9 protein-coding genes are annotated in these 12,630 nt (G+C 63.4%); 1 reads left to right on the forward strand and 8 read right to left on the reverse strand.

The genetic code is table 11. The features are described 5' to 3' along the window. Positions 1–116: 116 nt before the first annotated feature. Positions 117–2,045 carry a translational GTPase TypA gene (gene typA / locus CXX84_RS01705; RefSeq protein ID WP_102974994.1) on the reverse strand — a complete coding sequence of 643 codons (1,929 nt, stop codon included), beginning with the start codon at positions 2,043–2,045 and terminating at the stop codon, positions 117–119. Positions 2,046–2,317: 272 nt separating this feature from the next. On the opposite strand from typA, the gene CXX84_RS01710 reads away from it, so the two are divergent. Beyond that, positions 2,318–3,184: an SGNH/GDSL hydrolase family protein gene (locus CXX84_RS01710; RefSeq protein ID WP_102974995.1), complete on the forward strand. Its 867-nt coding sequence runs from the start codon at positions 2,318–2,320 to the stop codon at positions 3,182–3,184. A 67-nt stretch (positions 3,185–3,251) separates the two neighbouring features. On the opposite strand, the gene CXX84_RS01715 is transcribed toward CXX84_RS01710, so the two are convergent. From CXX84_RS01715 to ychF, 7 genes are all read right to left on the reverse strand, one after another. After that, the gene (locus CXX84_RS01715; protein WP_102974996.1) at positions 3,252–4,958 is read right to left on the reverse strand and encodes an ABC transporter ATP-binding protein; all 1,707 of its coding nucleotides are present in this window, start codon (positions 4,956–4,958) and stop codon (positions 3,252–3,254) included. Between the two features lie 11 nt (positions 4,959–4,969). Continuing rightward, positions 4,970–5,920 carry an ABC transporter permease gene (locus tag CXX84_RS01720; protein WP_102974997.1) on the reverse strand — a complete coding sequence of 317 codons (951 nt, stop codon included), beginning with the start codon at positions 5,918–5,920 and terminating at the stop codon, positions 4,970–4,972. Next, positions 5,910–6,839, reverse strand: coding sequence for an ABC transporter permease (locus CXX84_RS01725; RefSeq protein WP_102974998.1), 930 nt, complete (start codon positions 6,837–6,839; stop codon positions 5,910–5,912). Before CXX84_RS01725 ends, CXX84_RS01720 begins: the two co-directional genes overlap by 11 nt. A gap of 129 nt (positions 6,840–6,968) precedes the next feature. Then, positions 6,969–8,639, reverse strand: a complete 1,671-nt coding sequence (locus CXX84_RS01730) for an ABC transporter substrate-binding protein (protein ID WP_102974999.1) — start codon at positions 8,637–8,639, stop codon at positions 6,969–6,971. A gap of 258 nt (positions 8,640–8,897) precedes the next feature. Continuing rightward, positions 8,898–10,679 (reverse strand): ABC transporter family substrate-binding protein, encoded by a 1,782-nt coding sequence (locus tag CXX84_RS01735; protein ID WP_102975000.1) that lies wholly within the window; start codon positions 10,677–10,679, stop codon positions 8,898–8,900. Positions 10,680–10,825: 146 nt separating this feature from the next. Next, a complete protein-coding gene (locus CXX84_RS01740; protein ID WP_102975001.1) occupies positions 10,826–11,479 on the reverse strand; it encodes an SDR family NAD(P)-dependent oxidoreductase in 654 nt (217 codons plus the stop codon). Between the two features lie 64 nt (positions 11,480–11,543). Beyond that, on the reverse strand, positions 11,544–12,629 hold the full coding sequence (gene ychF, locus CXX84_RS01745) for a redox-regulated ATPase YchF (RefSeq protein ID WP_102975002.1): 1,086 nt from the start codon (positions 12,627–12,629) through the stop codon (positions 11,544–11,546). Position 12,630: the final 1 nt, after the last annotated feature.

The following is a 12,630-nucleotide window of genomic DNA, read 5'->3' on the forward strand; positions in this document are numbered from 1 at the left end:
GGGCAGACCTCAACGAACGTACGGCTCAGGCACGGCAGGGGCTGCCGTTCAGGGATACAGAAAAAGCCGGAACGACGGCGGGTGTCCCGCTGCCGTTCCGGCTTTCCTTTGTTCGGTTAGACCTTGGCGCGGGCGCGGTTGGCCTTGGCACGCTCGTTGGTGTCCAGGATGACCTTGCGGATGCGGATGGCTTCCGGGGTCACCTCAACGCACTCGTCTTCGCGGGCGAATTCGAGGGACTCTTCGAGGGTGAGGTCGCGCGGCGGCGTCAGGTTCTCGAAGGTGTCTGAGGAGGCTGCACGCATGTTGGTGAGCTTCTTTTCCTTGGTGATGTTGACGTCCATGTCGTCGGCGCGGGAGTTCTCGCCGACGATCATGCCCTCGTAGACCTCGGACGTGGGCTTCACGAAGAAGGAACCGCGCTCCTGCAGGTTGATCATGGCGAACGGGGTCACAACACCGGCACGGTCGGCGATCATCGAGCCGTTGGTGCGGTACTCGATGGGGCCGGCCCACGGCTCGTAGCCCTCCGAGATGGACGCTGCGATGCCTGCACCGCGGGTGTCCGTGAGGAACTTGGTGCGGAAACCGATCAGGCCACGGGCCGGAACGATGAACTCCATGCGGCACCAGCCGGTGCCGTGGTTGGCCATGTTGGTCATGCGGCCCTTGCGGGCTGCCATTAGCTGCGTCACGGCGCCAAGGTACTCTTCGGGCACGTCGATGGTCATGTGCTCCATCGGCTCGTGGATCTTGCCGTCTATGGTCTTGGTGACAACCTGGGGCTTGCCCACGGTCAGTTCGAAGCCTTCGCGGCGCATCTGCTCAACGAGGATGGCCAGGGCCAGTTCACCACGGCCCTGGACTTCCCAGGCGTCGGGACGCTCGGTGGGGAGAACCTTGATGGAGACGTTACCGATCAGTTCCTTGTCCAGGCGGTCCTTCACCTGGCGGGCCGTGACCTTGGCGCCCTTGACCTTGCCGGCCAGCGGCGAGGTGTTGATACCGATGGTCATGGAGATCGCGGGGTCATCCACGGTGATCAGCGGCAGCGGCTGCGGGTTCTCGGCGTCGGTGAGGGTCTCACCGATGGTGATGTCCTCGATGCCGGCGACGGCCACGATCTCACCGGGGCCTGCAGACTCTGCCGGGACGCGGTCCAGGGCCTTCGTGGCCAGCAGTTCGGTGATCTTGACGTTCTTGAGCTCACCGTTGGCGCGTGCCCAGGCAACGGTCTGGCCCTTGCGCAGCGTGCCGTTGTAGATGCGGAGCAGTGCCAGGCGGCCAAGGAACGGGGACGCATCCAGGTTGGTGACGTGCGCCTGCAGGACACCCTCCGGGTTGTAGGTGGGGGCCGGGATGTGCTCGATGATGGTCTTGAACAGCGGCTCCAGGTCCTCGTTTTCCGGAGCGGCGCCGTCAGCGGGCTGCTCGAGGGAAGCGCGCCCAACCTTGGCGGCTGCGTAGACAACGGGCACTTCGAGGATCTTGTCCAGGTCCAGGTCCGGCACTTCGTCCGCCAGGTCCGAGGCAAGGCCCAGGAGGAGGTCCATCGACTCGTGGACGACTTCCTCGATGCGGGCGTCGGGACGGTCGGTCTTGTTGACCAGCAGGATGACGGGGAGGTGCGCAGCGAGGGCCTTGCGCAGCACGAAGCGGGTCTGCGGCAGCGGACCTTCGGAAGCGTCAACGAGGAGGACGACGCCGTCGACCATGGACAGGCCGCGCTCCACCTCGCCGCCGAAGTCGGCGTGGCCGGGGGTGTCGATGACGTTGATGGTGATGGTCTCGCCCTTGGAGGACGGACCGTTGTAGGCCACCGTGGTGTTCTTGGCCAGGATGGTGATGCCCTTTTCACGTTCCAGGTCACCGGAGTCCATCACGCGGTCTTCAAGGTGGTTGTGCTCGGCAAAGGAGTTGGTCTGCTTGAGCATGGCGTCGACCAGAGTGGTCTTGCCGTGGTCAACGTGGGCCACAATCGCGACGTTGCGGAGGTCACTGCGTGAGGCAGTGGCTACCGCGGTGTTGGTGGTGGTTTCAGACATGCGTAATGGCTCGATTCAGTGGTGAAAGTCAGCTGTTGTATCGCGACATTTCCAACCGGAACGCACGACGGATCAGGCCCTTAGCACAGGGCACCTTCCTTCATTCTAGCCGCTGTGCCTTTTATTGGCCTAAATTTTCCTGCAGCGGGCGGGGGCTGCCGCCGCCCCCGCGTTGCGCCACGCCCGAAAATTGTGGTCAAGATCACTGGCCAAGCGGGCCTGAGTGCAACATGATTGCTCTGACAGACCGTGCAAGCCCCGAAAGACAACAGATGCGAAAAGCCTTGCCCGCCTTGGCGCGGACCCGATCTGCCGCGTCCGGCGTCGCCATGGTGATTGCCGTGTCTAGTGTTGTTGCCCTTTCTGCTTGCGGGCTGCCGGCGCAAGCCCCTGCCGGCCCTCCCCTGGCCGCGGCAGCCGCCGGACCACAGGCAGCACCTGCGGCGGCTGGCGGTTCCACTGTCCTGAACCCGGGCAACGGCCGGCTCGAGGCCGTTGTCCCTGATATCAGCAGGACAGTCCTGCTGATCGGCGATTCGCAGTCTGAACCTGCGGATGGCTGGCCGCGCCTCGGCCTGGCCGCTGCCGGATACAAGGTGTACTTCTGCGGCCGGGGCGGAACGGGCTTCGTCTCTTCAAACGGCCCAACGGGCAACTACATCGACGCCCTGCTGCACGGCGACTGGCTGCTCCCGTCCGGCACCCCTGCGCTGATCGTGGTGCAGGGCGGCGGCAACGATGCGGCCAGCGGCGCAGGTGACAGCCGGATTAACGCCAATGCCGAACGCCTGATCGCAGAGCTTCAACAGCGGTACCCGGGAACGCCCATGGCGATGATCGGAACACTCGCGCGAGGCGAAGACCATGGCGGCGGCCGGCGAAGTGAAGTGGATGCCCTGCTGGGATACGTGGCGGCCGCCCACGGGCTGCCCTTCGTATCTGTCGGTGACTGGCTGACCAGGTACAACCTGGTCAAGGACCTCGCCGACACAGTGCACATGAACCCCAGCGGTCATCAGAAGTTGGGAAAGCTTCTGGAGGGCCGCCTCCGGGAGTTGGGGCTGGACAGAAAGCCGACGGCGGACCAGGCGCCGCTTCTCGCTGCCGGCACCGCGGACGCCGGCCTGGGCCGGGACTAGGAACAGAAACGGCTGGAGCCGGAGCCCAAGGCTCCGGCTCCAGCCGTTTAGTCGTGATGTTCCGTGCCTACGCCACTTCCGGCGGCAGCATCAGCTTGGCGCCCGGGATGGCGTTCAGCAGGGCCTTCGTGTACTCCTGCTGCGGAGCGTCGAAGACGCCATCCGTGGAGCCGGTCTCCACCAGCCGCCCCTTCTCCATTACGCAGACGTGGTCCGCGATCTGCCGGACCACCGCCAGGTCATGGGTGATGAAGAGGTACGTCAGGCCCAGGTTGGACTGCAGGTCAGCCAGCAGGTTCAGAACCTGCGCCTGAACCAGGACGTCCAGGGCGGAAACCGCCTCGTCACAAATGATGACTTCAGGGTCCAGCGCCAGCGCACGTGCGATTGCCACGCGCTGCCGCTGCCCGCCCGAAAGCTCGTTCGGGTACCGCTGCATGGTGGACTGTGGCAGCGCCACCTGGTCCAGGAGCTCACGGACCTTCTTCTCCCGGCTGGCTTTGTTCCCGATCTTATGGACCCGCAGCGGCTCCTCGATGGTCCGGTAGATGTTGTACATCGGGTCCAGGGACCCATAGGGATCCTGGAAAATGGGCTGCACCCGGCGCCGGAACTTGAATAGTTCCGAGGGCTTCAGCAGCGAGGTGTCCACGCCGTCGAACAGGATCTTGCCGTCGGTGGGCTTCTCCAGCTGGAGCACCATCTTGGCCACCGTGGACTTGCCGGAGCCCGACTCCCCCACGATCGCCGTCGTGGTTCCCCGGAGGACGTTGAAGCTCACGCCGTCGACGGCCGCGAAGTCCGACGATTTCCCGAGGCCCTGCCGGAGTTTGTAGACCTTCCGCAGGTCCTGGATCTGCAGGACGTTGTCGGCAGCAACAGCTTCAGCGGCCGGAGCGAGGAGATCCGCCGCTTCCACGCCCTGTTCCTTGGCAACCTGGATCCTTCGGCTGGCAAGGGATGGTGCGGACTCGACGAGCCGGCGGGTGTACGGGTGCTGCGGGTTCTGCAGCAGTTCCAGCGACGGCCCCGATTCGACAACCTGCCCGCGGTACATCACCACTACTTTGTCCGCGCGCTCGGCGGCGAGGCCGAGGTCGTGGGTGATCAGCAGGACGGCTGTGCCCAGCTCGGATGTCATGCCCTCGAGGTGGTCCAGGATCTGCCGCTGCACCGTAACGTCCAGCGCCGAGGTGGGCTCATCCGCGATCAGCAGCCGCGGCTGGCAGGACAGGCCAATGGCGATCAGGGCCCGCTGCCGCATGCCGCCGGAGAACTCGTGCGGATACTGCTTGGCGCGCCGCTGGGCGTCCGGCAGTCCAGCCTCAGCCAGGACCTTGGCGATGTCCTCGGGGCCGCTGGGACGGCCGTTGGCCTGCAGGGTTTCCTTGACCTGGTAGCCGATCTTCCACACCGGGTTGAGGTTGGACATCGGGTCCTGGGGCACCATGCCGATGGTGTTGCCGCGCAGTTCGATCATCCGCTTTTCGGATGCGTGCGAGATGTCTTCGCCGTCCAGCAGGATCTGGCCGCCGGAGACCCTGCCGTTGCCGGGCAGCAGGCCGATAGCAGCCAGTGCCGTGGTCGACTTTCCGGAACCCGACTCACCCACAATGGCAACGGTTTCTCCCGGCATGATAGTCAGGTGTGCGTTCCGGACGGCATTGACCTCGCCGTTGCTGGTGTTGAACGTGATGGCCAGGTCCCGGATTTCCAGCAGTGGCCGGTCTGCGGGTGTTCCGGCCTCGGTAATAGTGACATCTGATGCAGTCACGTGTGCCTCCTTCATCGCTGGCGGCTCTTCGGGTCAAGAGCGTCGCGCAGGGCGTCGCCCAGCATGATGAAGCTCAGGACGGTGATGGACAGGGCGGCAGCGGGGTACAACAGCACCGCAGGGTTGGTGCGGATGGATGACTGTGCCGCTGAGATGTCATTGCCCCAGGACATGATGCTGCCGGGGAGCCCGATGCCGAGGAAGGACAGCGTGGCTTCGAGCACAATGAAGACACCGAGCTCCATGGTGGCCAGCACAATAATGGGAGCGAGGGCGTTGGGCAGGACATGCTTGATCAGGCTTTGGATCCTGGACACGCCCAGCGAACGCGCTGCAGTAATGAAGTCCGCATTCCTGACCTCGATCACCGCGCCGCGCGTCAACCTGGCCATCTGCGGCCAGGCAAGCAGCACGATGATCATGATGACTGTCCACACGCTCTTGTTTTCCCGGAAGAACGGCAACTGGGTGACCACCAGTGCGCCGAGCACCAGCGGGAGTGCAAAGAAGATGTCGCCCAGGCGGGCAATGACGGAATCGACCCACCCGCCATAGAAACCTGCAAGGGCACCCATGGTCACACCGATAATCAGCACGCCAATCACAGCGAAAACGCCAACCATGACAGAAGCCTGCGTGCCGTAGATAACGCGGGCATACACGTCACAGCCCTGGAAGGTAAACCCGAACGGATGGCCGGGCGACGGTGCACCGTCCGAGTTCGCCAACTGGCAGTTGTCGTTCGGCGCCACCTGGGTGAACAGGCCCGGGAAGAACGCCACCACCAGGATGACCAGGATCATCACTGCCGAAACGATGAACAGCGGACGACGGCGGAGCTTCCGCCAGGCATCTGCCCACAGGCTCAGCGGAGCCTGGTCTGTCTTAACTGCATCCGTTGCCAGCAGAGGGGTCTCCTCGATGGGGGCAACATAATGCGTGGTGTCTTGGTTACTTTTCATAGCGAATCCTCGGATCAAGCCAGGCGTAGAGCAAATCAACCAGCAGGTTGGCGATAACGAAGACCAGCACCAACACGCTCACAATGGCGACGACGGTGGGTCCTTCGCTGCGGAGAATCGCCTGGTAGAGCTTCTGCCCCACGCCGGGAACGTTGAAGATGCCTTCGGTAACAATGGCGCCGCCCATCAGGCCGCCCAGGCTCGCGCCCAGGTAGGTGACAACGGGAATCATCGAGTTACGGAGGATGTGCGCCATGACCACCCGCCTCCGGGACAGACCCTTGGCAGTCGCGGTCCGGACGTAATCCGCCGTCGAGTTCTCGATGACTGAGGCCCGGGTCAGCCGAAGCACGTAGGCGAAAGACACCAGCGCAAGGGCGAAGGCCGGAAGCAGCAGGGTTCCCCAGCTGACGTCCGTGCCCACGGTGGGCTTGGCCCAGCCAAGGTAGACGCCGAAGATCAGCTGCAGGACGAAGCCCAGGACAAAGATGGGAATGGCGATCACAACAAGCGAGGCAAGCAGCACCGACGAGTCAAAGATCTTGCCCTTGCGAAGACCGGCGATGAGTCCGAAGCCGATGCCGAACACTGCCTGGATGACCAGCGCTTCAATCGCAAGCATCACGGTGACAGGGAACACGCGGCCCAGGGTCGCGGCGATGGGCTGGCCGGTGAAGTCGACGCCCAGGTTGAACGTAAAGAGGTTCTTGAGGAACAGGCCGTACTGGACCCAGAACGGCTGGTCAAGGTTGTACTGCTGGCGGAGGGCCGCGATCACGGCCTCGCTGGGCGGGCGGTCTCCGAAGAGCGCCCGAATGGGGTCTCCGGGAAGTGCAAACACCATGAAGTACACCAGCAGGGTGGTGCCCAGGAACACGGGGATGACTTGGAGCAGCCGCCGGAGAATGAACCGGATCACAGCACACCCTCCAGAGTTTGTGAAGAAAGGGGGAATTTCATGTGGGACAGCTTCCTGCCGGTATCAAGGCTATGGGGGCCCGGCTGATGCCGGACCCCCACTAGCTAGTTGAGTTGGACGGTCTCAGAACTACTTTGCGGTGATGTTGTAGTACTGAATGACACCGTTCCAGCCGCTGTCCACGTTGGTGACGTTCTGGCTCCACACGACCTGGCGGGCGGAGTACCACAGCGGGAGGTTGGGCAGGTCCTGGAACAGGATTTCCTGTGCCTCGGTGAACTTCGCGTTGGCGTCGTCCGTGGACTTGGAGCCCAGGCCCTCGTCGAGGAGCTTGTCGAACTCAGGGTTCGAGTAGCCCTCGTAGTTGGCACTGGCGCCAGTCCGCAGGAGCGGGCCGAGGAAGTTGTAGAGCGACGGGTAGTCGGCCTGCCAGCCTGCACGGGCGAAGCCCGGGAGGGTCTGCGACTTGCGCAGGTCCAGAAGTTCAGCAAACTTGGCGAAGGGCTGGCCCTCAACCTGGATGCCGAGGTTGTTCTTCAGGTTGTTGGCAACAGCGTCAATCCATTCCTTGTTGCCACCATCGGTGTTGTAGCCGAGCTGGAGGGTCTTGTCTGCCGGCCACGGGCTGATGGCTTCAGCCTTCTCCCAGGCTTCCTTCGCCTTCGCGGCATCGAACTTCAGGACATCGGAACCTTCAACGTTCTCGTTGTAGCCGTCCACTGCCGGGGAGGTGAAGTCCTTGGCCGGGATGCGGGTGCCGCTGAAGATGACCTTCGTGATTTCGTCACGGTTGATTGCCATGGAGATGGCCTGGCGGCGCAGCTTGCCTGCCTCGCCCTGGAACTCGGGCAGGTAGCCCGGGATGTTCAGGGTGGAGTTGCCGGCGTACGGCTTGTTCAGGTGGTTCTCCGGGAAGTCCGTGGTGTAGGTCTTCAAGGCGTTGGTGGGAAGGACGTCGGTGACGTCCAGGTTGTTGGCCTGGATGTCCGTGTAAGCAGGTGCCGGGTCGGTGTAGAACTTGAAGGTCACGCCGCCGTTCTTCGCTTCACGGGTGCCGCTGTAGTCCTCGTTCTTGACGAGTTCAATCTGGCTGTCGTGCTGCCACGCGCCTTCCTTGGCCATCTTGTACGGACCGTTGCCAACCGGGTTCTCGCCGTAGGCCTTGGGATCAGCGATGGCCTGGGACGGAAGCGGCATGAAGGCCGTGTAGCCAAGGCGCAGCGGCCAGTCGGCCTCGGGCTGCGTCAGCTTGACCTCGATGGTCGTGTCGTCCTTGAGGACCAGGCCGGAGAGGGTCTCTGCGGTGGGAGCGGGGACCTCCGTCTCGCCTTCCTTCTTGGTGGCGCTGACGGCGTCGTAGCCCTCGATGGACTCAAAGAAGCTGCTGTTTGCCTGCGCGTTGGTGCTCAGGGCAGCGAAGTTCCAGGCGTCAACAAAGCTCTTGGCGGTGACTTCCTCACCGTTGGTGAACTTCGTGCCGCTCTTGACCTTGATGGTGTAGTTCTGGCCGTCCGGGGATTCGATGGACTCGGCCAGGGCGTTGACCGACTCGCCGCTGGGGCTGTAGCTGGTCAGGCCTTCGAAGAGCAGTTCGACGACGCGGCCGCCGTACACTTCGTTGGTGTTTGCCGGCATCAACGGGTTCTGGGGTTCGTTGCTGTAGGCAGTGATGACCTTGGCGGGATCGCCCGCGCCACCGCTGGCCCCTTCAGTGCTGCCGCCTCCAGCGCCGCAGCCGGTCAGGGCGAGGGCGGCGATTGCCACGATGCCCAGTGCTTTGGAAGTGCGCGTAAAACGCATTCCGCCTCCTATGAGTTGTGGGAGATAACGAGGGGGAATCTGGTGCTTCCCCGCAGGAGAGACGCAGCAATCCGCTGTGACGCAACCTACATATACGAGTAGCCTAACCGCACGAAGTCCAGATACTGGTACTCCGTTGCCAAACCGTGACCGGTTCGAACTGAACGCCTAGTCGGTCAACGGAAGTTGTGCAAGTCACATGCTACTCGCCGGTAGGCGTGACGGCGAATCGACACCGTCGGGAGGGGGCGTTCAGGATTATCGGGGCGATGCCGGCTGCGCCAGGCGCCAGTCCCACACGTTCCACCAGACGCCCAGAGGACCAGAGCTTGTCTTGACGCCGGCCACGCGGGCGCTGAAGGCTGTCGAGCCAACAGTCTGGTAAAGCGGGAGGCCGTACGCGCTTTCCCAAATACGCTTGTCGATCTCCACCAGGAGGGCGTCCTGCTTGCCCAGGTCGGAGGTGCCGGTCAGCTGTTCCATCGCTTTGTCCGCGTCGCCGTCGGAAAAGCCATTAAAGTTGCTGCCGGCGCCAGTGCGGAAAATTTGCGGAACCCGGCTGACTCCTGCTGAGGTCCCAATCCATCCCAGCAGCGCGGCGTCGTAATCGTCGGAACCCAGTGCGCGGACCCAGTCAGCGCTCCCCTGCCCTGCATCCACCACCTGAAAACCAGCGAGCGCAGCCGAGTCCCTGATCAGCGAAAACGCTGCGGCGCGATTAGGGTTGTCCCGGTTATAGAGGATACGGATGGTGGGGGTGTCGCCGGCCAGGAGGGCTTTTGCCTCCTCGATGTCCACCTCCGCGTAGTCGGACGAGCCGTTGTTCTTGACGCTGTCGTTGTACTTCGGCTGGGCGGGCAGGAAGACGTGCGAATCCAGGGGTTTTGCTTCCGGCAGCAGGTCCCCCACGACGGCATCAACTATTGCTTGCCGCGGAACCGTCTTCAGGAAGGCTTCGCGCACGTCCTCGTCAGCGAAAGGCCCGGAGAACTTGAGGTCCAGGTGGTCGTAGCCGGACTGGTTGTAGCGCTCAATGGTGGCCCCCTGGTCAGCCAGGCCGGCAAAAAGTTCGTCGGTGCCCGCAGAAGGCTGCGGGGAGATGATGTCCGCCTGGCCGTTCCGGAGCGCGTCGACAGCTGTGGGCAGGGCACCGGTGAAGCGTACGTTGATCTCATCAAGCCATGGCTCCTGGCCCCACACATAGTCCCGGTTCCGGACGAGCGTCATGGAGACTTCAGGGACGATGTCGCGGACAATGTAGGGGCCGCTGGAGAGGTACACGGACGGATCATCCGGCAGGGTCTTGGCGTCGAATCCCGAGTTCCAAAAATCGCTCACCCGCTTGAGCGGGGTGTTGGCTGCTGGTTCTTCAACGTCCCCACGGGGAGAATCCGTAATCAGCTCGATCAGGTCTTCTTCGTCATTCAGCCCGCCCTTGGCTGCGACGACGTGCGCAGGCAGTCCGACGTCGAAAGCCACCTCCCAGTCGGCGTAGGGCTTGGCGTATTCCAGGGTGATGGAACGGCCGTCTGAGCCGATTTCCGGGAGAACAGTTCCGGCAAGCCCGCTGGTGTCCGAGGCTACTGAGAAATACTTTGTCCCTGTTCCCGCAGCGGGGTCGGCGTCGTCAAAATATCCTGAGCCTGCAGCCCAGCTCAGCAGGAGGTCGCCGGCGTCCACCGCCTCACCGTCAGACCACTTGACGCCCTCATTGACCGTGTATCTGACCTTGAGGGGCTCGTCCGAGACCTTCTCGTAGCGCCCGAACTTGTCATTCCGCACCACCCTGGCAGCATCATCAAGGTAGTAGAACCCCGAGTGGGTGATGTGGCCAATCTTGGAATTGATGTCCGTGTTGCCGTCAGCGCTGTAGGGATTGAAGGATGAGAAGGCGTTGACCTCTGCTACGGTCACGCTCCCGCCGCGCTTGGCCTCCCCCACCACTACTGGTGTGGTGCCTCCGTTGCCTGAGCAGCCCGCCAGGACCATCGTGGCGGCCACCGCCGCGGTGATGTAATGCATCAGACGCCTGACCGGCATGCCGCCTCCTTGTTTTCCTTCTGCGGGAGGGGCTCCTGGACCTGCCAGGGTGACGCCCTGTACTCAGGATAAGGCGTGCGGCCCTTGTTTGCCGGTGCCGTCCGCAGCAGCCGTGTTAACCCCCCTGTCCTGCGGCGCGGCTGAGCCTAGAAGGCGGTGCTGGGCAGATCCTTCTCGCCATCGGCGATCGCAGTGATAATCCGCGCTGCAACCAGGTCTGGATCCAGCCCGGCGCCGAATTGCGGCGCTGACCCGGCGATCGGATGCTGGGACAGCGCGGTGCCAGTGTGGCCGGGGCGGGCGTCCACGATTCGGATGCCCGCGCGGCGGTACTCGCGCGCCGCTGCAACAACGAAGGCCGCGAGCCCGGCCTTCGACGCCGAGTATGCCGCCAGACCAGCGACGGGCGCCTCGGCGACAACGCCGCTCAGTGTGACAACGAAGGGCTCCCGGCCCTCCCGTGCCGAGGCCGCGAGGTAGGGCTGGCTCCGGGTAATGAGCTGGATCGGACTGGTCGTGTTCACAGCAAAAAGTTCGTCCACCGTGGCGGGTTCAAGGTCTGCTGCGGCGCCGAAGGCGACGACCCCGGACGCCACCACCAGCCCGTCGAGACGTCCGTACTGCGCATTCGTGTCATGCAGTACCTCCTGGATCACGGAGGGTATGCGCAGATCGTGCCCAGCAGACTTTGAGGACCGGGCGACGGTGGCGCCTTTACTCTCCAGCTGGGCGGCGATGCGCGAACCGAGTCCGCCGGTGGCACCGACTACCAGAACAACCGCACCCTGAAGAGTCGTCATGGGTAGATCCTAGGTCACCTGCTGCAGGCAGCCCAGCGTGGGTCGGTTCCCTTGGCTGGACGGGCTAGACGTTGAAGCGGAACTCCACCACGTCGCCGTCGGCCATGACGTATTCCTTGCCTTCGATGCGGACCTTGCCGCGGGACTTGGCCTCAGCCATGGACCCTGCCTCAACCAGGTCGTTGAAGGACACCACCTCGGCCTTGATGAAGCCGCGCTGGAAGTCAGAGTGGATTACTCCTGCTGCCTGCGGTGCGGTATCGCCCTGGCGGATGGTCCAGGCACGGGTTTCCTTGGGGCCGGCGGTCAGGTAGGTCTGCAGTCCAAGGGTGTGGAAGCCAACGCGCGCCAGCTGGTCCAGGCCGGACTCGTCCTGGCCATTCATTTCCAGCATTTCGCGGGCTTCTTCCTCGTCCAGTTCCACGAGGTCGGCTTCGAGCTTGGCGTCAAGGAAAACGGCGTCCGCCGGGGCAACCAGGGCCCGCAGTTCCTCCTGCTTTTCGGGACTGCCCAGGATGGCTTCGTCGGCGTTGAAGACGTAGATGAACGGCTTGGCCGTCAGGAGGCCGAGCTCCTTGAGGTGTTCCATTTCCAGCTTGTCGCTCTTGATGGAGGAGAAGATGGTGTCGCCGCGTTCCAGGACCGCCTGGGCTGCCTTGATGGCAGCAAGCTCCGCAGCTTCCCGCTTCTTGATCTTGACTTCCTTCTCGATCCGCGGGATGGCGTTCTCAATGGTCTGCAGGTCGGCGAGGATGAGTTCGGTGTTGATGGTTTCCATGTCGGAACGGGGGTCCACTTTGCCGTCCACGTGGATGACATCGGGGTCATCGAACACGCGCACCACCTGGGCAATAGCTTCCGCCTCGCGGATGTTGGCCAGGAACTTGTTGCCCAGGCCTTCACCCTCGGACGCGCCCTTAACGATTCCGGCGATGTCCACGAACGACACCGGCGCGGGCAGGAGGCGCTGCGAACCGAAGATTTCAGCCAGCTTCTGAAGACGAGGGTCGGGCAGGTTCACGACGCCGACATTGGGTTCGATGGTGGCGAACGGGTAGTTCGCGGCCAGGACCTGGTTGCGGGTGAGTGCGTTGAAGAGAGTTGATTTGCCGACGTTGGGCAGTCCGACGATGCCAATAGTAAGAGCCACG

The sequence above is a fragment of the Arthrobacter sp. AFG7.2 genome, from assembly GCF_002892835.1.
Lineage (GTDB): Bacteria > Actinomycetota > Actinomycetes > Actinomycetales > Micrococcaceae > Arthrobacter.